Here is a 24,098-nt window from a genome sequence, read left to right on the forward strand (position 1 = left end):
ACGCCGCCCCCGCCATCCGCGCGCGCGGGCTCAGCAAACAGTTCGGTGCGTTGAAGGCGGTCGACAACGTCGACCTGACGGTGCCGACCGCAAACGTCTACGGCTTCCTCGGGCCCAACGGCTCGGGCAAGACCACCACCATCCGCATGCTGTGCGGGCTGCTGACGCCGAGCCATGGCGACGTGGAGGTGCTCGGACTGAGCATCCCCGCACAGGCCGAGGAACTGCGCCGCCGCATCGGCTACATGACGCAGAAGTTCTCGTTGTTCGAAGACCTGAGCGTGCGCGAGAACCTGGAGTTCCTTGCCGCGGTGCAGGACATCCCGCGCGCCGAAGCGGCCAGGCGCATCGACGCGCTGCTGGAGCAGTACCACTTCCAGGACCGGCAAAACCAGCTTGCCGGCACCATGAGCGGCGGCCAGAAGCAACGTCTGGCGCTGGCTGGCGCGGTGATCCACAAGCCGGAGCTGCTGTTCCTCGATGAGCCCACCAGCGCGGTGGATCCGGAATCGCGCCGCGATTTCTGGGAGAAGCTCTTCGACCTGGCTGACGGTGGCACCACGATCCTGGTATCCACCCACTACATGGACGAGGCCGAGCGCTGCCATCGCATCGCCATTCTCGACCGCGGCGTGCTGGTCGCCGACGGCACGCCGGACGAACTGACGCACGCGCTGGCCGGGCGCACGGTCGAGGTCATTGCCGAACATCCGCGCCGGGCCCAGCAACTGCTGGTCGGCGTGCCGGGCGTGCTCAGCGTCGCGCAGATCGGCAACAGCCTGCGCGTGCTCAACGACCGCAATGGCGACGCCGCCGAGCGCCTGCGCAAGGCGCTGGCCGATGCCGGACTGCAGGCCGAGGTTGCCGATTCGCATCCCAACCTGGAGGACGTCTTCGTCTCGGCCACGCGCGGGCGCGATGAGGAGCAGGAGCGTGCGGCATGAGCCTGCGCCGCCTGCAAGCGATCGTCATGAAGGAACTGCGCCAGATGCGGCGCGACCGCATCACGCTGGCGATGATCGTCGGCATCCCGGTGATGCAGCTGGTGCTGTTCGGCTACGCGATCAACCTCAACCTGCGCGGCCTGTCTGCGGGCGTCGCCGACCAGGCGAATACCGCGGGATCGCGGGCCGTCGTCATGGACATGACCGCGACCGGTGTGATCGAGCCCAAGGTCAGTGCGCGCACGCCGCAGGAACTGATGGAACGCCTGCGGCGCGGAGAGATCAGTGTCGGCGTGGTCGTGCCGCACGATTTCGAGCGCCGGCGCCATGAGGGCCGCGAGGCGGTGCAGGTGCTCGTTGATGGAAGCGATACGGTCGTGCAGAGCGCTGCGGTGCAACTGGCGCAGTTGCCGCTCGACAACACGCCCAGGGCCAACACTCGGCCACTGCGCGAAGGCACGGGCCAAGTCGCGGCCGGGCAGATCAGCGTCGTCGCCTTCTACAACCCGGAGCGGCGTTCGGCGATCAACATCGTGCCAGGCCTGATCGGCATCATCCTGACGATGACGATGGTGATGTTCACCGCAGTCGCGATCGTGCGCGAGCGCGAGCGCGGCAACATGGAGCTGCTCATCGCCACGCCTTTGAGCCGCAGCGAACTGATGGTCGGAAAGGTGCTGCCTTATGCCGGCATCGGACTGATACAGACGTCGTTGGTGCTGCTGCTCGGCGTCTGGCTTTTCGACGTGCCGATACGCGGCAGCCTGCTGGATGTCTATCTCGCCGCCGTGCTGCTGATCGTCGCCAACCTGACGCTCGGCCTGCTGATCTCGACCAAGGCGCAATCGCAGTTCCAGGCGATGCAGATGACGTTCTTCGTGTTCCTGCCGTCGATCCTGCTGTCGGGCTTCATGTTTCCGTTCGCCGGCATGCCGAAGATCGTGCAGTGGCTGGCGGAGGTGTTGCCGCTGACGCATTTCCTGCGGCTGATCCGCGGCATCATGCTGCGCGGTGCCAGCCTGGTGGAGCTGTGGCCGGAAGTGCTCGCGCTGCTCGCCTTCATCACAGTGATGATGACCGCCGCGATCCTGCGCTTCCGCAAGCGCCTGGATTGAACGGGCAGAAGCTTGCTCCGGCTTGCGTCGCTGGGTCACTTTGCGCAAAGTCCGCCCAGTCGGATCGCCTGGGGAGGCGGCATGCGCAAGCAGCGTTGGGGAAGGGCGGCAACGGGCCTGGGGGCCTTGGCCGTGGTACTCGCAGGGCAGGTGGGCGCCGCGGAGGTCACGGTATTGAGTGCGGCGCGGATCCACACGATGGATACCGCCCAGCCGCGCGTGCAGGCGCTCGCGTTCGACGACGCCGGCCGCATTCTTGCGCTGGGAGACACCGCTTCGCTGCTGAAGCGCTATCCGAAGGCGGCGCGCCTGGATGCAGGCGACGCCACCGTGGTGCCGGGCCTGATCGACGCGCACGGCCATGTCGCGGGGCTGGGCATGTCGATGCTGACGGCCGATTTGATCGGCACGCGCAGCAAGGACGAAGTGCTTCAGCGTCTGCGGGCTTTCGCCGGACAACTTCCCCCGGGCGCGTGGCTGATCGGCCGGGGCTGGGACCAGAACGACTGGCCGGAACAGCGTTTCCCCACCGCTGCCGACCTCGATGCGGCATTTCCCGATCGCCCCGTGTGGCTGGAACGTGTCGACGGCCATGCCGGTTGGGCCAACACGGCCGCGATGCGCGCGGTGAAGCGCGACCTGTCGGGCACCTGGCAGCCGGAAGGCGGCCGCATCGAACGCGATGGAAAAGGCCAGCCCGCCGGCATCTTCATCGATGGCGCGACCGCGCTGGTCGACTCCGCCCGTCCGCCGCTCGACGAAGCCACCGCCGAACGCGCGCTGTCGCTCGGCATGCAGGCTGCGGTCGAGCATGGCCTGACCGGAGTGCACGATGCCGGCGTCGATCTTGCCGAATTGCGCCGCTACCAGCGTCTCGCGGATCGTGGGCAGATGCCGCTGCGCATCACCGCGATGGCGGCCGGCGACGGCGACGCGCTGGAGATGCTGTGCCATGACGGCCTGTACCGCCATGCATCAGGACGCCTGCAGATGCGCACGGTCAAGCTGTACGCCGATGGTGCGCTGGGCAGTCGCGGCGCGGCGATGCTGCAGGACTACAGCGACGACCATGGCAATCGCGGCCTGATGTTGACGACGCCTGAGGCGATGGTCGCTGCAGCCAGCAAGGCAAAGCGCTGCGGGGTTCAGGTGGCGACGCATGCCATCGGCGATCGTGGCAACCACGAGGTGCTCGAAACCTACTCGCGTGTGCTGGGTGGAGCTTCCAGTGGAGGCCACCGCTGGCGCATCGAGCACGCGCAGGTGCTGGCGCCGGACGATCTGCCGCGCTTGGCCGGGCTGCACGTAATCGCCTCGATGCAGCCGACCCATGCCACCAGCGACATGCCGTGGGCACAGGATCGCGTTGGACCGCAACGCATCGTCGGCGCCTATGCATGGCGGCAGCTTCGCGACAGCGGCGCGCGGCTCGCGCTGGGCTCGGATTTTCCGGTCGAGTCGGTAGACCCGCGCCTGGGCCTGTTTGCCGCGGCCACGCGCACCGACGCCCAGGGATTGCCCGTGGGTGGCTGGTTTCCGGCCGAGAAGCTGACGGCGTACGAGGCGCTGCGCGGCTTCTCGCTAGACGCGGCCTACGCGGGTTTCGCCGAGACGGAAGTCGGCAGCCTGGAGGTCGGCAAACGCGCAGACTTCGTGCTGCTGAAGGAAGATCCGCTGGCGATCGATCCCGCAATGCTGCGCGAGCTCACCGTGCAGGCGACTTACGTGGATGGGCGCGCGGTTTACCGGGCGCCAAAGCAATAGGGCGTTGTTGCAGCCGGGCGGCAGTGCCCGTTATTCCCGCGACACTGGAATGACGGGCTGAAAAAACTCAGGCCACCGCTTCTTCGTCCGCGGTTGCCACACGCCCGCGCAGCGAGTTGCTCATCGCTTCGGTGATGACGACGTCGACGAACTGGCCGACCAGGCGCGGATGCCCCGGGAAGTTCACCGAGCGCATGTTCTCGGTCTTGCCGGTCAGCTCGTTCGGATTCTTCTTCGACGGGCCTTCCACCAGCACGCTCTGCACGCTGCCGACCATCGCGTCGGAGATCGAGCGCGCATGCGCGTTGATGTGCGCCTGCAGGCGCGACAGGCGCGCATGCTTCTCCTCGCTGGTGACGCTGTCTTCCAGATCGGCTGCCGGCGTGCCGGGGCGGCGCGAGTAGATGAAGGAGAACGACTGGTCGAAGCCGACGTCCTCGATCAGCTTCATGGTCTTCTCGAAGTCGGGGTCGGTCTCGCCGGGGAAGCCGACGATGAAGTCGGACGAGATCGAGATGTCCGGACGCACCGCGCGCAGCTTGCGGATCTTCTGCTTGAACTCCAGCGCGGTGTAGCCGCGCTTCATCGCCGCCAGCACGCGGTCGCTGCCGGCCTGCACCGGCAGGTGCAGGTAGTTGGCAAGCTTGGGCACGTCGCGGTAAGCCTCGACCAGCGAGTCGGAGAACTCCAGCGGATGCGAGGTGGTGAAACGGATGCGGCCGACGCCCTCGATCTCGGCGATGGCGCGGATCAGCAGGCCGAGGTCGGCGATTTCGCCATCCCCGTAGGGGCCGCGGTAGGCATTGACGTTCTGGCCGAGCAGGTTGATCTCGCGTACGCCCTGGGCAGCCAGGTCGGCCACCTCGACCAGCACGTCCTCGAACGGACGGCTGATCTCCTCGCCGCGGGTGTAGGGCACCACGCAGAACGAGCAGTACTTGCTGCAGCCTTCCATGATCGAGACGAACGCGCTCGGCCCTTCGGCGCGTGGCTCGGGCAGACGGTCGAACTTCTCGATCTCGGGGAAGCTGATGTCGACCTGCGGCAGGCCGGTCTCGCGCTTGGCGCGGATCAGTTCGGGCAGGCGGTGCAGGGTTTGCGGGCCGAACACCAGGTCGACGAAGGGGGCGCGCTTGACGATCGCCTCGCCCTCCTGCGACGCGACGCAGCCGCCGACGCCGATCACCACCGGACGCTCGCCCTGCTTGAGCTGCTTCCAGCGGCCGAGCTGGCTGAAGACCTTCTCCTGCGCCTTCTCGCGGATCGAGCAGGTGTTGATCAGGATGACGTCGGCTTCCTCGACGTTGCTGGTCAGTTCCAGGCCATCGCTGGCAGCGAGGACGTCGGCCATCTTGGCCGAGTCGTACTCGTTCATCTGGCAGCCGTGGGTCTCGATGAAGAGCTTCTTGGTCGGCTGGGCCACAGGCTGGCCGGCCGGGGAGGTCGTGTCGGTCATGTCTCGATCCGGGAGGGGCGGCGGTTAATCCGCGCCGGAGGGGGCGCTAGTGTAGCGGCCGCAGCCGCCCAAGGGCCGGTTTGGCGTCCTGGTCACGTTTCCGCGGTCAGTGGCCATCAAGGCCTTGGCAAGGCAAGGACGACGGGAGACACTCGCCGGCATGAGGGGGGGAGCACTGCTGCTGGGGATCAGTTGCCTGCTGCTGGGCGCGCCAGCCGTGGCCGGCACCCTGTACCGCTGCGAGACCGCCGACGGCGTGCGCAGCTACGTCAGCAAGCGTGTACCCGGTGCCCGCTGCACCGTCGTCAGCCAATACCAGCCGGCGAAATCGAAAGCGGCCCGCCCGGTTCCGGAGCCGGCCGCTCCTGCGGCTTCGGGCGCGACCCTGGTCTCCAATGCCGTGGATGGGTCGCCTGCGGCAGCTTCGGTGCCCGCGCCTGTTGCGCCGGCAGCGGTCGCTCCTTCGACCCCCGTCAGCCCCGCCCACGCGCCGTCCCGCCGCGTCCAGGGGCAGGTCTACTCCTACATCCAGGACGGTGTGCGCCATTACACGAGCCGCCGCCCGAGTGGCCTGGCAAACGCCAGCCCGGTCCGCACGATCCGCTACAGCTACATCGAGACCTGTTACGCCTGCGCGGCTCGGCCGGGGGTCGATTTCGGCAGGATCCGTCTCAATACCGCGGCCTATAACGCCGAGATCGCTGCCGCGTCGCGGGAATACGGGGTGGAAGAGGCGGTGGTCCGGGCCATCATCCATGCCGAATCGGCCTATAACCCCAATGCGCTGTCGCGGGTCGGGGCGCAGGGGCTGATGCAGCTGATGCCGGCAACGGCGCGGCGCTTCGGCGTCGACAACGCCTTCGACGCGGCCCAGAACATCCGCGGTGGCGTCCAGTACCTCGCCTGGCTGCTCAAGCGCTTCAACGGCAACCTGACCCTGGCCGCGGCGGGCTACAACGCCGGTGAGGGGGCCGTGGACAAGTACAAGGGCGTGCCGCCCTACAACGAGACGCAGCGCTACGTGCAGCGGGTCGCGGTGCTCGCCGACCGCTACCGGGGCTCGGCGCCGGTGGTCCGCTAGGGCCGAGTGCATCTGGCACGGCCTGTGCCGCAGCGGGCGCCCCGTCGGGCCGGGGGCTTCGGCGGATTGTCGGGCCATTAACCGTTCCGTTACACTTCCTCGTCTTTTTGAGCCGCGAGCCGTCGCCAGTGGCGTGCGCGACGCGGTGAACTTCGTTTTCCAGTTTTTTGCGGAGTGCCGGATGGCCAACCAAGGGATCAAAGATCCTAAAAACGATCCTGTGAACTCCGGCCGCCGCCGGTTCCTGACGGCTTCTACGGCCGTGGTGGGTGCAGTCGGCGCGGGATTCCTGGCGGTACCGTTCATCAAGTCGTGGAACCCCAGCTCGCGCGCCAAGCTCGCGGGCGCTCCGGTGACCGCCGACATCAGCGCCCTGGCCGAAGGCCAGCGCCTGATCATGGAGTGGCGTGGCCAGCCGATCTGGATCGTCAAGCGCTCCAAGGCGATCCTCGACGCGCTGCCGACGCTGGATGGCCACCTGCGCGATCCCAAGTCCGAGAACAAGGATCAGCAGCCCGCCTACATCAAGGGTGAGACGCGCTCGATCAAGCCGGAAATCTCCGTGCTGGTCGGCCTGTGCACGCACCTGGGCTGCTCGCCGGAAATGAAGGCCGAGATCCGGCCGGAGCCGTTCGATCCTGAGTGGAAGGGCGGTTACTTCTGCCCCTGCCACAAGTCGCGCTTCGACATGGCCGGGCGTGTGTTCCAGGGCGTGCCGGCGCCGACCAACCTGGTCGTCCCGCCCCATTATTACGAGAACGACTCCACGATCGTGATCGGCGTGGATCCGAAGGGAGCGGCGTAAGCCATGTCCAACATCTTTACCCGCACCGCCAACAGCGTGATGGATTGGGTCAACGAGCGTGCCCCGGCGATGATGCCGGCGTACCGCAAGCACATGACCGAGTACTACGCGCCGAAGAACTTCAACTTCTGGTACTACATGGGTTCGCTGGCACTGTTGGTGCTGGTCAACCAGATCGTCACCGGCATCTTCCTGACGATGCACTTCAAGCCGTCCGCGGCCGAAGCGTTCTCGTCGGTCGAATACATCATGCGTGACGTGGAGTGGGGCTGGCTGATCCGCTACATGCACTCCACCGGCGCGTCGATGTTCTTCATCGTCGTCTACCTGCACATGTTCCGCGGCCTGATGTACGGCTCGTACCAGAAGCCGCGCGAGCTGGTGTGGATCCTCGGCATGCTCATCTACCTCGTGCTGATGGCCGAAGCCTTCATGGGCTACGTGCTGCCGTGGGGCCAGATGTCGTTCTGGGGCGCCAAGGTGATCATCTCGCTGTTCGGTGCCATCCCCGTGATCGGCAACGGCCTGACCGAGTGGATCATGGGCGACTACCTGCCGTCCGACGCCACGCTCAACCGCTTCTTCGCCTTGCACGTGATCGCGCTGCCGCTGGTGCTGCTGCTGCTGGTCGTGCTGCACCTTGGAGCGCTGCACGAAGTCGGGTCCAACAACCCCGACGGCGTCGACATCAAGAAGGGCCCGAAGGGCAACCGCTGGGACGCGAACAAGCCGGCCGACGGCATCCCGTTCCATCCGTACTACACGGTCAAGGACACCTTCGGCGTCGGCTTCTTCCTGGTCATCTGCGCCTTCGTGATCTTCTTCGCGCCGGCGTTCGGCGGCTGGTTCCTGGAGCATGACAACTTCACCGAGGCCAACCGCCTGGTGACGCCGGAGCACATCAAGCCGGTCTGGTACTACACCCCGTACTACGCAATGCTTCGCGTGGTGCCGCACAAGCTCAGCGGCGTCATCGTGATGTTCGCGGCGATCGCGGTGCTGTTCGCGGTGCCGTGGCTCGACAAGTCGAAGGTCAAGTCGCACCGCTACCGTGGCTGGATCACCAAGTTCATGCTCGGCATGCTGGCGATCTGCTTCCTGTGGCTGGGCAAGATCGGCGCCGGTCCGGGTACCGATCCGGTCGAGACGATCATCGGCCGCGTGCTGACCTTCCTGTACTTCGTCTTCTTCATCACCATGCCGATCTGGACCAAGATGGACCGGACCAAGGCGGTGCCGCAACGGGTGACGATGCATGACTGACCTCATCGCCAAAGGCCCTGAAGCACACCGTCGCTCCGTCCTGAAGATGCCCATCGTGAAGAAGCTCGCCACCTTCGCTGCCGGCCTGCTGGTCTCGGCCAGCGCCTTCGCCTCCAGCGGCGGAAACCTGCAGCAGTCGGGTACCGACCTGGGCGACGTCTCGTCGCTGCAGCGCGGCGCCCAGCTGTACATGAACTACTGCTCGGGCTGCCATTCGCTGAAGTACCTGCGCTACTCGCGCATGGCCGAGGACCTTGGCCTGAGCGAAGAAGAGGTGATGAACAACCTCAACTTCACCGGTGCCAAGTACGGCGAGCAGATCCAGGTCAGCCTGACCCCGGAACATGCCAACCAGTGGTTCGGCAAGATGCCGCCGGACCTGAGCCTGATCGCCCGTGTCCGCGGCAGCGATTGGATCTACACCTACCTGAAGTCGTTCTACCTGGATGAGTCGCGTCCGCTCGGCTGGAACAACCAGCTGTTCCCGAACGCCTCGATGCCCAACCCGCTGTGGGAGCTGCAGGGCCTGCAGCACGCCGAGTATGGCGAGCCCGACAAGGCCACCGGCGATCGGCCGGTCCATGGCCTGAAGGTCGCCACCCCGGGCAAGCTGGACAGCGAGGGCTTCAACCAGGCGGTCCGCGACATCACAGCTTTCCTCGAGTACGCCGGCGAACCGGCCGCCCTCAAGCGCCAGAACCTGGGCGTCTGGGTGATCCTGTTCCTGGTGGCCTTCACGTTGATCGCCTACATGCTCAAGCTCGAGTACTGGCGGGACGTGGACAAGCACTGATCGCACACCGTGTTACTGAAAGGCCCGCGTCAGCGGGCTTTTCAGTACATGGCAGGGGATGCGAAGCTCGAGGCCGTGACGACCGTCCACACGGGGTGGATGGCGTCTTGCTACTGGCGGATTCCGGTGGCTGGAGAGGTCGATGATGGCGGCGAGCCCACGTATGCGTAATGCCCTGACCCTGTTTTCGTCCACCGATTGCGTGCTGTGCCACCGCGTGCGCCTGGTGCTCGCGGCCAAGGGCGTCACCTACGACCTGATTCCGGTCGATCCGCAGAACCCGCCGGAAGACCTCGTCGACCTCAACCCCTATCACTCGGTACCGACCCTGGTCGAGCGCGACCTGGTGCTTTACGCCGCCAGTGTCGTCAGCGAATACCTCGACGAGCGCTACCCGCACCCGCCCCTGATGCCCGTCGATCCGCTGTCGCGGGCGCGCCTGCGCCTGGCGATGCTGCGCCTGGAGCACGACTGGGTGCCGCAGGTACAGGCGATCCAGCTCGGCAACAAGGTCCAGGCCGAAGCCGCGCGCAAGCGGCTGAAGGAACTGCTGACCGCTTCGGTGCCGCTGTTCAAGGCCAGCAAGTTCTTCCTCAATCCGGAAATGAGCCTGGCCGATTGCGCGATGGCGCCCATCATCTGGCGCCTCGACGCGCTGGGCGTGCCCCTGCCTAAGGACGGCAAGGCCATCGAGGACTACGGCAACCGGATCTTCCGCAACCCGGGGTTCATGCGCAGCCTGACCGAGCAGGAGCGCAAGCTGCGCGAGATGCCGGCCTGACTGCGCCGGCCGACTCGCCGCAGCGTGGACACGGGCCGCAGACTGCGACGGTGTGCTTGTCGAAGGCGGTCGCACGGGCCGCCGAAACGCCTGCTCGGCGTTAGACTGTGGGCATGAGCGAAGACAGCGCCCTGATGACCAGCCATCGTCCGTACCTGTTGCGGGCGCTGTACGAATGGATTGCCGACAACGGCATGACCCCGCACCTGCTGGTGGATGCCACGCGCCCCTCTGTGCAGGTCCCGATGCACGCGGTCAAGGACGGCAAGATCGTCCTCAACATCGCCGAGCGCGCGGTTTCGCATCTCGAGATGGGCAACGACACGATCCGCTTCAGTGCACGATTCGGCGGCGTCAGTCATCCGGTTTCGGTGCCGGTGGGCGCCGTGCTGGCGATCTACGCCCGCGAGACGGGGCAGGGCATGGCATTGCCTGACGAAGCCCTGGCGTCGGGCAGCGAGGCTGACGACGAAGCGATCGAGTCCGCCCAGGACCATCCGCCCCACGGCGACGACGACGGCCCCGAGACGCCCACGCCTCCGCGCCGCGGCTCGCATCTGCGCATCGTCAAGTAACGCATCGGCGCGTTCGCTCGGCGCGCGAACGCCTGTGCCGATGCGTCATCCCCGCGTAGGCGGGGATCCAGCGTCCTGAGTGCCGCGCGCTGCGCGGCTCGACGGAACATCCAGGGCAGTTCAGTGCAGCGGCGTCACACCGCGCGTGACCGGGCCGCTGAAGGCAATCAGACGATCGCCGCGCATCACCAGCTTGCCGACATGGCGGTCTTCGCCATCGATCGAATAGTCGAACCGGAACGTGCGCTCCCACCCCAGCCAGCCGTTGTCGTGACGGCACAGCTTCAGGCCGATGGCGTGCACGCTGTGGTCGAGCCATTGCACGCCGGCGGCCCGGCAGGCGTCGCGGCCCACCGCTTCCGCGCGTTCAGCTGCCGCGCGCCCGGCGCTCCAGAATGCGAACACCGTCGCAGCGACGATCATCAGGATGAGTAGAGTCGGCATGCACTCACTGTGGTGGCGCGGGACTGAACTCGCAAGCCTCCGCATGGCGCAAGGTGGGCAGGGGGCCACCATCCGCATGAAACTCGTATTTCCCGATGGCGAACACCCGCAGGTCCTGCTGGGCCTTGGCGTCAACCGGGTCGGTTCCGACCCGGAATCCAACATCGTCCTCAATCGTCCCGGCGTTCAACCGCAGCATTGCCAGCTGCATGTGTCCGCACATGGCGTGATGCTCGACGTGCCGCACGGCACTCCGGTCAGCGTCAACGGCCGTCGCGTCGATGGCCTGATCTCGCTGCGACCAGGCGACAGCATGGCGTTCGATCGCGTGCAGGCGCGTCTGGCCGCACTCGAGACCACGCCGGGCATCCGTCCCGACGAAAGCCCGCTCGACGTACCGGCGGCGAACGACGATCCCGGTGTGACGGCGGTTCGCTCGGCGACGCCACGCTACGTACTGCACGGGGTCTCCGGCAATGCGTCGGGGCAGAAGCTGCCGATCCACGGCGTCGTCACGGTGGGGCGTGCGCCCGAGTGCCAGTTGCGCCTCGACGACGAAGGTCTGTCGCGACGCCACGCGCGCTTGCTGCCCACCGAAAACGGCGTGCAGGTCGAGGACCTGGGGTCGACCAACGGCACCTACATCAACGGCAAGCGCGTGTTGCGTGGTGAGGCGAAAGTCGGCGACGTGATTGCTTTCGACGCCCTGCAGCTTCGCGTCGCGAAGCCCGGCGACAGGCTGGGGCCGGTGCAGGTGGTTCCGAAGCCGGGCCGCCGCCGCGAAAAATCGGCCAGCGACCGCCAGACCTGGTTGTGGCTGGGCGTGGCTGCCGTCATTGCCGTGTCGGCGGTGGCGGGCGTCTGGCTGCTGCGCTGACAGTGCCGGGCGTCCGCGATCAGGCGGATGCCGGCGGAGGACCCAGCTTCAGTGAGAGATCGATCGCGCGGACATGCTTGGTCAGTCCGCCGATCGAGATGAAATCGACGCCGTCCTCGGCAATCGCACGCAACGTGGTCATGTCGACGCCGCCGGAAACTTCCAGCGGTATCGTGCCGTTGAACGGAGCGCTCCTGGCGATCCGCACCGCCTCGCGGCGCATCGCTGCATCGAAGTCGTCGATGAGGATGCGGTCGCAACCTTCGCGCAGGGCCTCTTCGAGTTGCGCGATCGTCTCTACCTCCACGATCAACGGCAGCGTCGGGTGCATCGCACGCGCTGCCCGGATGGCCGCCGTGATCGACCCTGCCACGCGCACGTGGTTCTCCTTGAGCATCACGGCATCAAACAGTCCGATGCGGTGGTTGACGCCGCCTCCCACGCGCACGGCGTATTTCTGCGCCAGCCGCAATCCCGGAATGGTCTTGCGGGTATCCAGGATCCTGGCTCGGGTGCCTTCCACCGCGGCGACATACGCGGCCGTGGCGGTGGCGGTGCCGGAGAGCGTCTGCAGGAAATTGAGCGACGCGCGCTCGGCGCTCACCAGGGCGCGGGTGCGGCCCTGCAGGAGCGCCAGCACCGTGCCCTTGCCGACGCGGTCGCCTTCGGCCACGCGCCAGTCGATCGACATGTCCGGATCGAGCGCGCGATGACAGGCGTCGAACCACGGCCGCCCGCACACCACCGCATCCTCCTTGCACAGCAGGTAGGCGGATTCGGCCGTGTCCGGCAGCAGCTGGGCGGTCACATCGCCCCCACCGAGATCCTCGGCCAGGGCTCGCCGGACGTCGTCGGCGACCTGCTCGGCCGGGGGCGGGGCGATGCTGGCGGTCATGCCGCGGGGAACCCGTCGACCTGGGCGGTGGCGATGGCCTCTTCGGCCAGCAGCACGGGGATGCCGTCGTCGATCCGGTAGACCGTCTTGCGGTCGCGCGTCACCAGCGCTTCCTGCAGCGATTCGGCCTGGGCGCTGCCGTCGCCACGGACGATGCCGCCGGCCGCAATGGCGCCATTGAGCGCCTGCAGGCCACGGCTGTCGAGCAGCTGCAAGGGCTGGCGCGTGGTGGGGCAGACGAGCAGGTCGAGGAGCTTGCGGTCCATGGGCGATGAAGCTCTTGCGGAAGGCCGGTAGAATACCGTTTTGCCGCAGGGTCGAACCATGACAGACGCATCGATAGACGCATCATCGCAGGCGCCGCTGGTCGGCATCGTGATGGGCTCGCGCTCCGACTGGGAGACGATGCAGCACGCCGCCGCCAAGCTCGAAGCACTCGGCGTCCCGCACGAGGTGCAGGTCGTGTCGGCCCACCGCACTCCCGACCTGCTTTTCGATTACGCCGCCAAGGCCAAGGCGCGCGGCCTGCGCGCGATCATCGCCGGCGCCGGTGGCGCCGCGCACTTGCCGGGCATGCTGGCCGCCAAGACCGCGGTGCCGGTGCTGGGCGTGCCGGTGCAGAGCAAGGCGCTCAACGGCATGGACTCGCTGCTGTCGATCGTGCAGATGCCGGCGGGCATCCCGGTGGCGACTTTCGCCATCGGCAACGCCGGCGCCGCCAACGCGGCCTTGTTTGCGGCGGCATTGCTCGCGCACGAACAGCCGGCGATCGGCCAGGCGCTGGAAGACTTCCGCACGCGCCAGACCGACGACGTGCTCGCTAACGGCGACCCGCGGAAATGACGACCGTCGGCATCCTAGGTGGCGGCCAGCTCGCGCGCATGATGGCGCTCTCCGGTGCGCCGCTGGGCCTGCGCTTTCTGGTGATGGACAACGTCGCCGATGCCTGCGCCGGCCAGTTTGCACCCATGGTAGTGGGCGACTACCGCGACGAAGCCGCGCTGACCGAGTTCGCATCGAAGGTTGACGTCGCCACGTTCGACTTCGAGAACGTGCCGGCCGAATCGGCGCACTGGCTGACCGACCGGGTTCCGGTATTCCCGAAACCGCGCGCGCTGGCAACGGCCCAGGACCGACTGGCCGAGAAGACCCTGTTCCAGGAGCTCGGCATCCCGGTGCCGCCCTTCGCGGCGATCGACACGCGCGAGCAGCTCGATGCCGCCATCGCGCAGATCGGCGCGCCCTGCATCCTCAAGACCCGTCGGCTCGGCTACGACGGCAAGGGCCAGTTCCGCATCAAGACGCCTGCCGATGCAGGCGCTGCCTGGGACGCGCTGGGCGCGCAGGCCGGGAAGGTCGGCCTGATCCTCGAAGGCTTCGTCCACTTCCAGCGCGAACTTTCGGTAGTCGCCGTGCGCGGCCGCGATGGCGAGTTCCGCACCTGGCCTCTGACGGAGAACTGGCACGTGGACGGCGTGCTGTCTGCCAGCCTCGCGCCGGCCAGGGTCGACGAAGCGACGGCGCAGACCGCATTCGAGTACGCACGCAAGCTGGCCGAATCGCTGGACTATGTCGGCGTGTTCGCGCTGGAGCTGTTCTGCCGCGACGGCGAACTGCTCGCCAATGAACTGGCTCCGCGCGTGCACAACTCCGGCCACTGGACCATCGAAGGCAGCGAGACCTCGCAGTTCCAGAACCACCTGCGTGCCGTGCTCGGTTTGCCGCTCGGCGATACGCGCATGGTCGGCATGGCCTGCATGCTCAACTGGATCGGACAGATGCCGGATGCATTGCCGGTGCTGCGCGAGCCCGGCGGCCACTGGCACGACTACGGCAAGGAGCCGCGCGCCGGACGCAAGGTGGGGCATGCCACGCTGCGGGCCGATGATGCAGGTGCGCTGGCGGCGACGTTGCGCAGGGTGGGCGATGCGCTCGAACGTGCGGATCAGGTGGCGCCGGTGATCGCGGCACTCGCTCGCTGAGCCACGGCAACAAAGAAAAAACGGCCGGGAAATCCCGGCCGTTTTCGTATCCGCGCGGTGCGCCGATTACTTCATGTTGGAAGCGACGAAGTCCCAGTTGACCAGGTTCCAGAACGCTTCGAGGTACTTCGGACGGGCGTTGCGGTAGTCGATGTAGTAGGCGTGCTCCCACACGTCGCAGGTCAGCAGCGCGATGTCCTCGCCGGTCAGCGGGGTGGCGGCGTTGGAGGTGCTCACCAACGCCAGCGAACCGTCCGGGCGCTGCACCAGCCAGCCCCAGCCCGAACCGAAGGTGCCAACGGACACCTTGGTGAACTCTTCCTTGAACTTCTCGAAGCTGCCGAAGGCCTTGTTGATGGCATCGGCGACCTTGCCGGTCGGCTCGCCGCCGCCCTTGGGCGACAGGCAGTTCCAGTAGAAGGTGTGGTTCCAGATCTGCGCAGCGTTGTTGAACATGCCGCCCTGCGACTTGCGGACGATCTCCTCCAGCGACATCGAAGCGAACTCGGTGCCCTCGATCATCTTGTTGAGGTTGTCGACGTAGGTCTTGTGGTGCTTGCCGTAGTGGAAGTCGATGGTCTCGCCGGAGATGTGCGGCTCGAGCGCGGTGCGGTCGTACGGCAGGGCGGGCAGTTCAATGGCCATTGCGGGCTCCTGAGGGGCTGGCTGGATGGGGGTTGCCGGGGCGGCTTCCGGACCGTGTCTGGGTCGGGACGCGTCCGCGGCTCGGGAAGGCTTACAATTACATTCTATCCCCACGTTTCGTTGCCGTGCCGTCAATGGCGGTGCAACGCTCCATCGCAGGAGTTTCACCATGTCCGTCATGGAACGGATCCAGTCCGAAGTCGAAAGCCATCCCATCGTGCTTTTCATGAAGGGCAACGCGCAGTTCCCGATGTGCGGCTTTTCCAGTCGCGCGGTGCAGGCGCTCAAGGCGGCTGGCGCGACGCAGTTGCACACGGTCAACGTGCTCGAGGATCCGGAGATCCGCGCCAACCTGCCGCGCTTCTCCAACTGGCCGACGTTTCCGCAGCTCTTCATCCACGGCGAGCTGATCGGCGGCTGCGACATCACGCTTGAGCTGTTCGAATCCGGTGAGCTGGCTCGCATGATCAGCGAGACCCAGCGCCAGTGAGCGCGACCGGAACCGGCGAGGAAGCGCGCGTCCTCGATGGGCGCGTAGTGCTGGTCACCGGCGCGCACGGTGGCCTGGGCAGCGCTTCGGCGCAGGCGTGCGCGCGCGCCGGCGCGACGGTGGTGCTGCTTGGCCGCAAGCTGCCCAAGCTCAATCGCATCTACGACGCCGTGGCCCAGGCCGGCCCGGAGCCGCTGTTGTATCCGCTCGACCTGGAAGGCGCGTCCCCGGACGATTACGCCGAACTGGCAGAGCGACTGGAAGGCGAGGTCGGACGCCTCGACGGCGTGCTGCACTGCGCCGCCGATTTCGCCGGGCTGACGCCGCTTGCGCAGACCGATCCGGCCGCGTTCGCCCGCGCCATCCACGTCAACCTCACCGCACCCTGGTGGCTGTCGCAGGCCTGTTTGCCATTGCTGGGCAAGGCCGATGACGCAGCGCTGGTGTTCGTGCTCGACGAACAGGCGCGGGCAGGGCAGGCGTACTGGGGTGGTTACGGACTGGCCAAGCAGGGACTGGCTGGGCTGGTCGCCATGCTTCATGCAGAACTGGCCAATTCCCGCATCCGCGTCGCCGGACTCCAGCCGGGGCCGATGCGGACGCCGCTGCGCGCCAAGGCTTACGTCGAAGAGAACGATCGCCTCGCGGTCGATCCGTCGGTGTACGCCGACGCCTGCGTCGCGCTGCTGTCGCCCGCCGGCGCAGTCCACCGCGGCCAGGTCTGGAACCCCCTGTCATGACGATCGCCTCGGCGGCGCTCCTGCTGTTCCTGATCCTGGACCCGCTCGGCAACGTGCCGGTGTTCCTCAGCCTGCTTCGCGGCCTGCCGCCGAAGCGGCAGCGGTTCGTGCTGGCGCGCGAGCTGCTGATCGCGCTGGCGGTGCTGATGATGTTCCTGTGGGGCGGCAAGTACGCGCTGGAGCTGATGCACCTGCGCCAGGAGTCTGTGTCGATCGCGGGCGGCATCGTGCTGTTCCTGATCGGCATCCGCATGATCTTCCCGCCGCCGGAAGGCCTGATGGGCGAGATCCCGGACGGCGAGCCTTTCATCGTCCCCATGGCCATTCCGCTGGTGGCGGGCCCCTCCGGCATGGCCGCCGTGATGCTGATGGGCAGCAACGAGCCCACCCGGTTGGGCGACTGGAGCCTGGCCCTGCTGATCGCCTGGGGCGCGACCGCGGCCATCCTGTTCTCGGCCACCATGCTCTACAAGCTGCTGGGCAGCCGAGCCCTGACCGCCATCGAGCGTCTGATGGGCATGCTGCTGGTGGCCATTTCCGTCCAGATGTTCCTTGACGGATTAGGCACTTACCTGCAGATCTCGCCGCCTTGACCGGATCTGGCTCTTAACGGCTTTTTTTGACGGTCGTCACGTCCCTGTAACAACCCCCTCCTAGCCTGTTAAACTGCTGTTAACCCGGCAGGGGTGCTTCCGTCCGGGTCAGGGGTATTGATTCCGCCCACGAGCGACGCCCGTCCAACGGGCGCCGACGCACCCGCCACGCTTTCCCTTTTTGCATCCGAGGCCATCGTAATGACCCACCCTAACCGTGTCCGGTTGTCCAAACTGACGCTGGGCCTGCTTGCCGCGCTCGCTGCTGCTCCCGTCTTCGCCCAAGCCACGTCCGCCGGTATCGCCGGCCGCGTCGTGGGTGCCGACGGCCAGCCTGTGGTCGGCGCAGAAGTCGTCATCACCCACACCGAGTCGGGCACCGTCAGCCGCGCCGTGACCGGCGCCGACGGCCGCTACAACGCCCGCGGCCTCCGCGTCGGTGGTCCGTACACGATCACCACCACCTCCGGCGCTGGCGCCGGCAGCCAGGACGGCGTCTACCTCAACCTCGACAAGGTCAACCAGGTCGACGTGACCCTGGCTGGCGGCAGCGTGACCACGCTGGAATCGGTGCAGGCGATCTCCTACGGCGGCTCGGAAGTGTTCAGCGCGACCAAGATGGGCGCCGGCACCACCGTGACCCGTGAGCAGTTGGAGTCGATGCCGACGATCAACCGCAACATCCAGGACTTCGCCCGCCTCGACCCGCGCGTCGTGCAGAGCGACAAGGCCCGTAACGAGATCTCGGTCGGCGGCCAGAACCCGCGCTACAACGTGATCCGCGTCGACGGCATCAGCAGCGCCGACTCCTTCGGTCTGCAGGGCAACGGCCTTCCGACCCCGCGCCAGCCGTTCTCCATCGATACCATCGACGAAATCGCCGTGGACGTCGCCAACTACGACGTCACCATCTCCGGCGCTGTCGGCGGCGTGATCAACGCCGTTACCAAGTCGGGCACCAACGAGTTCCACGGTTCGGTCTACGGCGTCTACCGCGACAACGACTGGTCGGGCAAGAACCAGAACGACATCCGTCCGGTGCTGTTCGACTCCGAGGAAACCTACGGCGCGACCTTCGGCGGCCCGATCGTCAAGGACAAGCTGTTCTTCTTCATCAACTACGAGAACTACACCGGCAAGGACCTTTTCACCGGCAACTCGGGCTTCGGTCCGGTGGGTTCGGGCGAAAGCAACATCGTCGGCATCACCCAGGCCCAGATCGACCAGGTGATCGCGATCTCGCAGGGCAAGGGCTTCGATCCGGGCACGCTGGCCAAGCCGGCGCTTGACACCGAGAGCGAAGAGTTCGGCATCAAGTTCGACTGGAACATCACCGACGCCCAGCGCGCCACCTTCCGCTACGGCAAGACCGAGCAGAGCACGCCGTTCCTGCAGGGCTTCAGCAACAGCTCGCTGGCGCTGAACACCTACCACTACGTTTCCGACTTCGAACTGGAGACCTACAGCGCGCAGCTGTTCAGCGACTGGACCGACGTCTTCTCGACCGAAGCCAAGGTCTCGTACCGCGACTATTTGACCGAGCGCAACCCGCTGACCGATCTGCCGGCCATCGCCGTGCGCATCGGCAACAACACGCTGAACTTCGGTACCGAAGAGAACACCCACGCCAACGTCCTCGGGACCAAGACGTGGAACGCCTTCTTCGCCGGCAACCTGTTCCTCGGCGACCACACCGTCAAGTTCGGTGCCGACTACGAGTCGAACGAGGTCTACAACCTGTTCGGCCGCCGCGTGAACGGTGTTTACACCTTCAACAGCATCGCCGACTACGCCGCCAACCGTTCCAGCCGCTACCAGCTGTTCTACCCGCTGAACGGCGATCTCGACGCGATGGCCGCGGTGTTCACCCAGAAGAACCTGGGCCTGTTCCTGCAGGACAGCTGGGCGGTCAACCAGAACCTGACGCTGACCTACGGCCTGCGCTACGACCGCTCGATCGTCGACGACAAGCCGGTGTTCAACGCCACCGCTTCGTCGCTGTTCGGCGTGCGTAACGACAACACCGTCGACGGCGCCGACCTGTGGTCGCCGCGCGTCGGCTTCAACTACACCATGGACACCGAGCGTCCGTCGCAGGTGCGCGGCGGCCTGGGCCTGTTCAAGGGTGCAGCGGCCACCGTGTGGCTGGCCAACCCGTACGCGAACAACGGCGTCACCTACACCGACTTCTTCGACTCCAACGGCACCACCGTCTTCTCGCCGGATCCGAACGGCCAGCTGGCGATCGCGCAGACCGGCGGCGTGCCGGGCACGCAGTCGGTGGACTTCATCGATCCCGACCTGACCCAGCCGTCGGTGTGGAAGACCAACCTGGCGTTCGATACCGAGCTGCCGTTCTACGGCATCGTCGCCTCGACCGAGCTGGTCCTGACCTCGGTCAAGGAAGGCATCTACTACCAGCAGCTGAACCTGGGCGCGCCGACCCGCGTCGGCCAGGACGGTCGCCTCATGTACTGGAACGCTGCCGGCTACAATCGCGCCGCCTGGAACCAGGCCGGCGTCGGCACCGGTACCACGGCCCGTGCTGCCCGCGACCTCCGTTTCAACGACGCCATCATCGCCAAGCAGACCACCAAGGGTGAAAGCCAGCAGCTGACCTTCTCGTTGAACAAGCCGTTCAACGACAGCGACTGGGCGTGGACCGCGGCGTACACCTACACCAACGCCAACGAAGTCAGCCCGCTGACCAGCTCGACCTCGAGCTCGCAGCTGGGCAACGTTTCGATCTTCCAGGCCAACGAAGAGGTCAGCGCGACCTCGGCCTACGAGATCAAGAACCGCTTCCTGGCGACGCTGCAGTGGAAGCACGCGTTCTTCGGCGACAACGACACCATGGTGTCGCTGGTGTACGAGGGCCGCAGCGGCCGTCCGTACACCTACAACTTCGACAACGACGCCAACGGCGACGGCCGCATCAACGACCTGCTGTACATCCCGAACGGCCCGGGCGACGTGCTGTTCGGCTCGGCGGCGGAAGAGGCCGCGTTCTGGAACTTCGTCGCTGGCGACGAGTACCTGAACTCGCACAAGGGTCAGGTCGCCGTGCGCAACGACTCGACCGCTCCGTGGGTCAACCAGTTCGACCTGCAGATCTCGCAGGAACTGCCGGGCTTCTGGGAAGGCCACAAGGCCGAGCTGACGCTCGACATCCTCAACGTCGGCAACCTGATCAACAACGATTGGGGCCGCGTCGAAGAAATGTCGTTCCCGTCGATGCGCGGCGTGGTCGAGTACGGCGGTGTCGATCCGACCACCGGCAAGTACGTCTACCGCTTCAACACGCCGGACAGCCTGACGGTCTACGACGACAAGGGCATCTCGCGCTGGGCCGGCCAGATCAGCTTCCGCTACCGGTTCTGATCGCGGCGAAAGCCGAACGTGCGACAACGAGAACGGCCGGGGAAACCTGGCCGTTTTCTTTTGTGGGGGCGGCTGCGCTAGAGTCGCAGCCGACAACAAGACGAAAGCAAGAGAGCAGATGAGCGCCACGATCGACACCACCCTCCCCACCGTCAACGCCCGCATCTATCCGCGCGGCGGACTCGACGTCCTGTCACGCGACGAGGTCGCTCGCCTGCGTGACGCCTCAACCGGCATGCACGACCTGCTGCGCCGCTGCGCGCTTGCGGTGCTGACCAGCGGCAGCGCCTCGGACGACCCGCGCGCTGCCCGCGAGCTTTACCCCGACTTCGACATCCAGGTGCACCAGCAGGATCGCGGCGTCCGCATCGACTTGGCGCACGCTCCTGCGATGGCCTTCGTCGACGGCGAAATCATCCATGGTGTCGCCGATCTGCTGTTCGCGGTGGTGCGCGACCTCGCCTACACGGCGATCGAACTCGGCAGCGGCCGCGATCTGGAAAGCACCGAAGGCATCACCGATTCGGTGTTCGGCCTGTTGCGCAACGCCCGCATCCTGCATCCGGCCGACCCGAACCTGGTGGTCTGCTGGGGCGGCCATTCGATCTCGCGCGACGAGTACGTCTACACCAAGCAGGTCGGTTACGAGCTCGGCCTGCGTGGGCTCGATATCTGCACCGGCTGCGGGCCGGGCGCGATGAAGGGCCCGATGAAGGGTGCCACGATCGCGCACGCCAAGCAGCGCCAGCGCCGCAGCCGCTACATCGGCATTACCGAGCCGGGCATCATCGCGGCCGAATCGCCGAACCCGATCGTCAACCACCTGGTGATCATGCCGGACATCGAGAAGCGCCTGGAGGCGTTCGTCCGGCTGGGCCACGGCATCATCGTGTTTCCGGGCGGCGTCGGTACTGCGGAGGAAATCCTCTACCTGCTCGGCATCCTGTTGCGCGAGGAGAACCAGGGCCTGCCGTTCCCGCTGGTATTCACCGGCCCGTCTGCATCGGCGCCGTATTTCGAGCAGATCGACAAGTTCATCCGGCTCACGCTGGGCGAGGCGGCGACGTCGCGCTACGAGATCGTCATCGGCGATCCGGTCACCGTCGCCAAGCGCATGTCGACCGGCATCCGCAAGGTGCGCGAGAACCGCATCGCGCACCAGGATTCGTTCTTCTTCAACTGGTCGCTCAAGGTGCCGCTCGAGTTCCAGCGTCCCTTCGTGCCTTCGCACGAGGCGATGGCGAAGCTGGACCTGCACCACGGGCGCAAGCCGCACGAACTCGCGGCCGATCTGCGTCGTGCCTTCTCAGGCATCGTGGCTGGCAACGTGAAGGAAGACGGCATGCGCCGTATCGAAGCGCGCGGACCGTTCGAGATCCACGGCGACGCCGACATGATGCAGTCGCTCGATGCCCTGTTGCGGGCCTTCGTCGATCAGCGTCGCATGAAGATCGCTGGCGAGTACAAGCCCTGCTACAGGGTGGTCACCTGACCGGTCGGATCAGAGGCAGTTGCCGCTGCCGCTGCCGCTCGCGGTCTTCCGCGGCGGCAGGCCGGGCCGCGTCACGACATCGAGTTCCAAGGTGTACGTGCCGCACCGGTCGCCGGTCTGCGAGCCCTTGGGCGTCGCCGTGATCGTGTAGGCCGACGCGGTGTTGACCGTGACCGCAAACGTGTAGTTGCTTTGCGCGTCGTTGAACGACGTGCCGGTGGTGCCCGTCACCTGCAGGAGCGTGCCGTAGGTGGTGTTGTTCGAGCGCCAGCGCTCTTGGCGCAATTGCAGGTCGCCCAGAACCATGACGGCTTCCGTGCGACGGCTCTTCTTCACCTGCTCCGAGAAGGTCGGAATTGCGATGGCCGCCAGAATTCCGACGATGGCAATCACCACGACCAGCTCGATCAGCGTAAAGCCTGAATGCTTCATTTTCCGGGCTCCCCGAACCTCGACGCGGCATCGTAACACCCGCCGGTCGGTCCATTTCCGCCGCTGCCGGGCGTTTATCCAGCCGGTGCGCCCGTTCGTCCGGTAGGACATTGCCGCGTGCCCGTCCTCTTGCTTAGATGGCATGGGAAAAGGGGCTCGGATCATGCGCGTGGCGAACACAAAAGGATTCACCCTCGTCGAATTGATGGTCACGCTGGCCGTTCTGGCGATCCTGGTCACACTTTCGATTCCGACGTTCAACGACTTCAGGCAGCGCTCCGCTTTGCGCGGTGCGGCCGACCAGGTCGTGTCCTTCATCGGCGACGCGCGCTTCGAAGCGCTGCGTCGCAATTCGGACGTAAAGATCGGCTTCGTGACCAATCCTTCCGGCGCGTTCTGCATCGGCGCCGCGACGACCACCGTTCCTGGCGACGACGCCTCGTGCGATTGCTTCACTGCCGGCAGTTGCGACGTCAGTGCCTATCCGGACGACCAGGCCCAGTGGAAGGGCGTGCGCTTCCCGTCGCTGCCGACCATCGGCAACGACGACACCGATGCCAGCGGCGTGATCGTGATCGATCCCAAGCGGGCGAACCTCACCGAGGCGGGCGACGTCGGCCGCATCTCCCTGCAGTCGCCGACGGGTTCGCAGGATTACCGGGTCGATGTCGTCGTCGACCGCAATGGCCGCGCGACGGCATGCCAGCCGGCGGCGGCGCCGTCGAAGTTGTCGGACTACCAGGATCGAGGCTGCTGATGATGGTCGCCGTACGCAAACAGGCCGGCTTCTCGCTGGTGGAACTGATGGTGGCGCTGGTCGCCGGCATGATCGTGGTCGGCGCCGTGCTGGCGTTCGCGCTGTCCAGCATCCGGGCGAGCTCCGAGTACGTCCGTACGACCCGCCTGACCCAGGAACTGCGCACCAGCCTGGAGACCGCGACTGACGACCTGCGCCGGGCGGGCTTCGACGAACAGTCCCTGCGCTACGTGGCACGGCCACCGTCGTTCACCGAGACTTCGCCGTTCTCGCGTGTCTTCATCAGCACGAACGCGTCCTGCGTCATCTATGCCTATGACCGGAAAGATGGCACGGATGGAACGCTCGACCTCTCCAACGGCGAGGTGCGTGGAATCCGCAGGGCGGTGAGGTCGGTCAACGGTCGCAACGTCGGTGTGCTGGAAATGGCGGAAAGCTCCGGCACGACGCAGCCGGATTGCACGGGTGGCTCGCCCGACTACTCGACCTTTCCGGCGACCTGCACCGCTGGCTGGTGCCCGCTGTCAGATCCGCGCCTGATCGACATCACCGCATTCCAGGTCGTCAACGACCGCCCCGCCACCAGCGGCGTGCCGGGACTGATCGCCACCGGCTCGGGCCCGGCCGTGCTCCCCATGCAGTTGCGCAAGCTGCAGGTGACCATGTCCGGCTCGCTGATTTCGATGCCTACCGTGATCCGCACCATCACCACCGACGTGCGGGTCCGGGCCGACTGCGTGCGCGCGGCCGCCGCCACCAATTGCATCGCTGTTCCGAACGGGACGTAACGGGA

General features: G+C 66.4%; 25 protein-coding genes. 19 read left to right on the forward strand and 6 right to left on the reverse strand.

Going from position 1 to position 24,098, the window contains the following annotated elements:
• Positions 1-14 precede the first annotated feature (14 nt).
• The 3 genes from IU514_RS01730 (at position 15) to IU514_RS01740 (ending at position 3,823) form a co-directional block, all read left to right on the forward strand.
• Positions 15-944, forward strand: coding sequence for an ABC transporter ATP-binding protein (locus IU514_RS01730; protein ID WP_194929538.1), 930 nt, complete (start codon positions 15-17; stop codon positions 942-944).
• On the forward strand, positions 941-2,059 hold the full coding sequence (locus IU514_RS01735) for an ABC transporter permease (RefSeq protein ID WP_194929334.1): 1,119 nt from the start codon (positions 941-943) through the stop codon (positions 2,057-2,059). Before IU514_RS01730 ends, IU514_RS01735 begins: the two co-directional genes overlap by 4 nt.
• Before the next feature lie 81 nt (positions 2,060-2,140).
• Positions 2,141-3,823 (forward strand): amidohydrolase, encoded by a 1,683-nt coding sequence (locus IU514_RS01740; RefSeq protein WP_194929335.1) that lies wholly within the window; start codon positions 2,141-2,143, stop codon positions 3,821-3,823.
• A gap of 67 nt (positions 3,824-3,890) precedes the next feature.
• Here IU514_RS01740 and miaB read toward each other — a convergent pair whose 3' ends face one another.
• Entirely contained in the window at positions 3,891-5,279 is a 1,389-nt protein-coding gene (gene miaB, locus IU514_RS01745; RefSeq protein ID WP_194929336.1) for a tRNA (N6-isopentenyl adenosine(37)-C2)-methylthiotransferase MiaB, read from the reverse strand.
• 160 nt (positions 5,280-5,439) lie between these two features.
• On the opposite strand from miaB, the gene IU514_RS01750 reads away from it, so the two are divergent.
• The 6 genes from IU514_RS01750 to IU514_RS01775 all read left to right on the forward strand — a co-directional run bounded on the left by IU514_RS01750 (position 5,440) and on the right by IU514_RS01775 (position 10,577).
• On the forward strand, positions 5,440-6,360 hold the full coding sequence (locus tag IU514_RS01750; protein ID WP_194929337.1) for a lytic transglycosylase domain-containing protein: 921 nt from the start codon (positions 5,440-5,442) through the stop codon (positions 6,358-6,360).
• A gap of 181 nt (positions 6,361-6,541) precedes the next feature.
• Positions 6,542-7,165: a ubiquinol-cytochrome c reductase iron-sulfur subunit gene (petA, locus tag IU514_RS01755; protein WP_194929338.1), complete on the forward strand. Its 624-nt coding sequence runs from the start codon at positions 6,542-6,544 to the stop codon at positions 7,163-7,165.
• 3 nt (positions 7,166-7,168) lie between these two features.
• Positions 7,169-8,428 carry a cytochrome b gene (locus IU514_RS01760; protein WP_194929339.1) on the forward strand — a complete coding sequence of 420 codons (1,260 nt, stop codon included), beginning with the start codon at positions 7,169-7,171 and terminating at the stop codon, positions 8,426-8,428.
• Positions 8,429-8,474: 46 nt separating this feature from the next.
• Entirely contained in the window at positions 8,475-9,221 is a 747-nt protein-coding gene (locus tag IU514_RS01765) for a cytochrome c1 (RefSeq protein ID WP_194929539.1), read from the forward strand.
• Between the two features lie 145 nt (positions 9,222-9,366).
• Positions 9,367-10,002, forward strand: a complete 636-nt coding sequence (locus tag IU514_RS01770) for a glutathione S-transferase N-terminal domain-containing protein (protein ID WP_194929340.1) — start codon at positions 9,367-9,369, stop codon at positions 10,000-10,002.
• 113 nt (positions 10,003-10,115) lie between these two features.
• On the forward strand, positions 10,116-10,577 hold the full coding sequence (locus IU514_RS01775; protein ID WP_194929341.1) for a ClpXP protease specificity-enhancing factor: 462 nt from the start codon (positions 10,116-10,118) through the stop codon (positions 10,575-10,577).
• A 120-nt stretch (positions 10,578-10,697) separates the two neighbouring features.
• On the opposite strand, the gene IU514_RS01780 is transcribed toward IU514_RS01775, so the two are convergent.
• A complete protein-coding gene (locus IU514_RS01780; protein WP_194929342.1) occupies positions 10,698-11,021 on the reverse strand; it encodes a DUF3301 domain-containing protein in 324 nt (107 codons plus the stop codon).
• 76 nt (positions 11,022-11,097) lie between these two features.
• Here IU514_RS01780 and IU514_RS01785 point away from each other — a divergent pair, with 76 nt between their 5' ends.
• Positions 11,098-11,898: an FHA domain-containing protein gene (locus IU514_RS01785; RefSeq protein WP_194929343.1), complete on the forward strand. Its 801-nt coding sequence runs from the start codon at positions 11,098-11,100 to the stop codon at positions 11,896-11,898.
• A gap of 19 nt (positions 11,899-11,917) precedes the next feature.
• On the opposite strand, the gene nadC is transcribed toward IU514_RS01785, so the two are convergent.
• On the reverse strand, positions 11,918-12,793 hold the full coding sequence (gene nadC / locus IU514_RS01790) for a carboxylating nicotinate-nucleotide diphosphorylase (RefSeq protein ID WP_194929344.1): 876 nt from the start codon (positions 12,791-12,793) through the stop codon (positions 11,918-11,920).
• Positions 12,790-13,059: a Trm112 family protein gene (locus IU514_RS01795; protein WP_194929345.1), complete on the reverse strand. Its 270-nt coding sequence runs from the start codon at positions 13,057-13,059 to the stop codon at positions 12,790-12,792. The genes nadC and IU514_RS01795 overlap by 4 nt, the downstream gene beginning before the upstream one ends.
• Positions 13,060-13,117: 58 nt before the next feature.
• Between IU514_RS01795 and purE the strand changes: the two genes are divergently transcribed.
• On the forward strand, positions 13,118-13,636 hold the full coding sequence (gene purE, locus IU514_RS01800; protein WP_194929346.1) for a 5-(carboxyamino)imidazole ribonucleotide mutase: 519 nt from the start codon (positions 13,118-13,120) through the stop codon (positions 13,634-13,636).
• Positions 13,633-14,775 (forward strand): 5-(carboxyamino)imidazole ribonucleotide synthase, encoded by a 1,143-nt coding sequence (locus IU514_RS01805; RefSeq protein WP_194929347.1) that lies wholly within the window; start codon positions 13,633-13,635, stop codon positions 14,773-14,775. Before purE ends, IU514_RS01805 begins: the two co-directional genes overlap by 4 nt.
• Positions 14,776-14,841: 66 nt before the next feature.
• Here the strand turns inward: IU514_RS01805 and IU514_RS01810 are convergent, their stop codons facing one another.
• The gene (locus tag IU514_RS01810) at positions 14,842-15,420 is read right to left on the reverse strand and encodes a superoxide dismutase (RefSeq protein WP_194929348.1); all 579 of its coding nucleotides are present in this window, start codon (positions 15,418-15,420) and stop codon (positions 14,842-14,844) included.
• Positions 15,421-15,589: 169 nt separating this feature from the next.
• Here IU514_RS01810 and grxD point away from each other — a divergent pair, with 169 nt between their 5' ends.
• From grxD to ppnN, 5 genes are all read left to right on the forward strand, one after another.
• Positions 15,590-15,910 carry a Grx4 family monothiol glutaredoxin gene (grxD, locus tag IU514_RS01815; RefSeq protein ID WP_194929349.1) on the forward strand — a complete coding sequence of 107 codons (321 nt, stop codon included), beginning with the start codon at positions 15,590-15,592 and terminating at the stop codon, positions 15,908-15,910.
• Positions 15,907-16,650 (forward strand): SDR family NAD(P)-dependent oxidoreductase, encoded by a 744-nt coding sequence (locus IU514_RS01820; RefSeq protein WP_324187760.1) that lies wholly within the window; start codon positions 15,907-15,909, stop codon positions 16,648-16,650. Before grxD ends, IU514_RS01820 begins: the two co-directional genes overlap by 4 nt.
• Entirely contained in the window at positions 16,647-17,243 is a 597-nt protein-coding gene (locus IU514_RS01825; protein WP_194929350.1) for a YhgN family NAAT transporter, read from the forward strand. Before IU514_RS01820 ends, IU514_RS01825 begins: the two co-directional genes overlap by 4 nt.
• 201 nt (positions 17,244-17,444) lie before the next feature.
• A complete protein-coding gene (locus IU514_RS01830; protein ID WP_194929351.1) occupies positions 17,445-20,624 on the forward strand; it encodes a TonB-dependent receptor in 3,180 nt (1,059 codons plus the stop codon).
• Between the two features lie 118 nt (positions 20,625-20,742).
• Positions 20,743-22,116, forward strand: coding sequence for a nucleotide 5'-monophosphate nucleosidase PpnN (gene ppnN / locus IU514_RS01835; protein WP_194929352.1), 1,374 nt, complete (start codon positions 20,743-20,745; stop codon positions 22,114-22,116).
• Between the two features lie 9 nt (positions 22,117-22,125).
• Here ppnN and IU514_RS01840 read toward each other — a convergent pair whose 3' ends face one another.
• The gene (locus IU514_RS01840) at positions 22,126-22,548 is read right to left on the reverse strand and encodes a type IV pilin protein (RefSeq protein ID WP_194929353.1); all 423 of its coding nucleotides are present in this window, start codon (positions 22,546-22,548) and stop codon (positions 22,126-22,128) included.
• A gap of 169 nt (positions 22,549-22,717) precedes the next feature.
• On the opposite strand from IU514_RS01840, the gene IU514_RS01845 reads away from it, so the two are divergent.
• On the forward strand, positions 22,718-23,305 hold the full coding sequence (locus IU514_RS01845; RefSeq protein ID WP_194929354.1) for a GspH/FimT family pseudopilin: 588 nt from the start codon (positions 22,718-22,720) through the stop codon (positions 23,303-23,305).
• On the forward strand, positions 23,305-24,093 hold the full coding sequence (locus IU514_RS01850; RefSeq protein ID WP_194929355.1) for a PilW family protein: 789 nt from the start codon (positions 23,305-23,307) through the stop codon (positions 24,091-24,093). The genes IU514_RS01845 and IU514_RS01850 overlap by 1 nt, the downstream gene beginning before the upstream one ends.
• Positions 24,094-24,098: the final 5 nt, after the last annotated feature.

The organism is Lysobacter niastensis, assembly GCF_015453285.1.
Classification (GTDB): Bacteria; Pseudomonadota; Gammaproteobacteria; order Xanthomonadales; family Xanthomonadaceae; genus Lysobacter_J; species Lysobacter_J niastensis.

Bases quoted from the DNA above. Each gene is read 5' to 3' on its own strand.
- IU514_RS01775 (WP_194929341.1), top strand. From the start codon at position 10,116: ATGAGCGAAGACAGCGCCCTGATGACCAGCCATCGTCCGTACCTGTTG.
- IU514_RS01825 (WP_194929350.1), top strand. From the start codon at position 16,647: ATGACGATCGCCTCGGCGGCGCTCCTGCTGTTCCTGATCCTGGACCCG.
- petA (WP_194929338.1), top strand. From the start codon at position 6,542: ATGGCCAACCAAGGGATCAAAGATCCTAAAAACGATCCTGTGAACTCC.
- IU514_RS01770 (WP_194929340.1), top strand. From the start codon at position 9,367: ATGGCGGCGAGCCCACGTATGCGTAATGCCCTGACCCTGTTTTCGTCC.
- IU514_RS01850 (WP_194929355.1), top strand. From the start codon at position 23,305: ATGATGGTCGCCGTACGCAAACAGGCCGGCTTCTCGCTGGTGGAACTG.
- IU514_RS01735 (WP_194929334.1), top strand. From the start codon at position 941: ATGAGCCTGCGCCGCCTGCAAGCGATCGTCATGAAGGAACTGCGCCAG.
- IU514_RS01765 (WP_194929539.1), top strand. From the start codon at position 8,475: ATGCCCATCGTGAAGAAGCTCGCCACCTTCGCTGCCGGCCTGCTGGTC.
- grxD (WP_194929349.1), top strand. From the start codon at position 15,590: ATGTCCGTCATGGAACGGATCCAGTCCGAAGTCGAAAGCCATCCCATC.
- IU514_RS01780 (WP_194929342.1), bottom strand. From the start codon at position 11,021: ATGCCGACTCTACTCATCCTGATGATCGTCGCTGCGACGGTGTTCGCA.
- ppnN (WP_194929352.1), top strand. From the start codon at position 20,743: ATGAGCGCCACGATCGACACCACCCTCCCCACCGTCAACGCCCGCATC.
- nadC (WP_194929344.1), bottom strand. From the start codon at position 12,793: ATGACCGCCAGCATCGCCCCGCCCCCGGCCGAGCAGGTCGCCGACGAC.
- IU514_RS01795 (WP_194929345.1), bottom strand. From the start codon at position 13,059: ATGGACCGCAAGCTCCTCGACCTGCTCGTCTGCCCCACCACGCGCCAG.
- purE (WP_194929346.1), top strand. From the start codon at position 13,118: ATGACAGACGCATCGATAGACGCATCATCGCAGGCGCCGCTGGTCGGC.
- IU514_RS01830 (WP_194929351.1), top strand. From the start codon at position 17,445: ATGACCCACCCTAACCGTGTCCGGTTGTCCAAACTGACGCTGGGCCTG.
- miaB (WP_194929336.1), bottom strand. From the start codon at position 5,279: ATGACCGACACGACCTCCCCGGCCGGCCAGCCTGTGGCCCAGCCGACC.
- IU514_RS01785 (WP_194929343.1), top strand. From the start codon at position 11,098: ATGAAACTCGTATTTCCCGATGGCGAACACCCGCAGGTCCTGCTGGGC.
- IU514_RS01805 (WP_194929347.1), top strand. From the start codon at position 13,633: ATGACGACCGTCGGCATCCTAGGTGGCGGCCAGCTCGCGCGCATGATG.
- IU514_RS01750 (WP_194929337.1), top strand. From the start codon at position 5,440: ATGAGGGGGGGAGCACTGCTGCTGGGGATCAGTTGCCTGCTGCTGGGC.
- IU514_RS01810 (WP_194929348.1), bottom strand. From the start codon at position 15,420: ATGGCCATTGAACTGCCCGCCCTGCCGTACGACCGCACCGCGCTCGAG.
- IU514_RS01760 (WP_194929339.1), top strand. From the start codon at position 7,169: ATGTCCAACATCTTTACCCGCACCGCCAACAGCGTGATGGATTGGGTC.
- IU514_RS01840 (WP_194929353.1), bottom strand. From the start codon at position 22,548: ATGAAGCATTCAGGCTTTACGCTGATCGAGCTGGTCGTGGTGATTGCC.
- IU514_RS01740 (WP_194929335.1), top strand. From the start codon at position 2,141: ATGCGCAAGCAGCGTTGGGGAAGGGCGGCAACGGGCCTGGGGGCCTTG.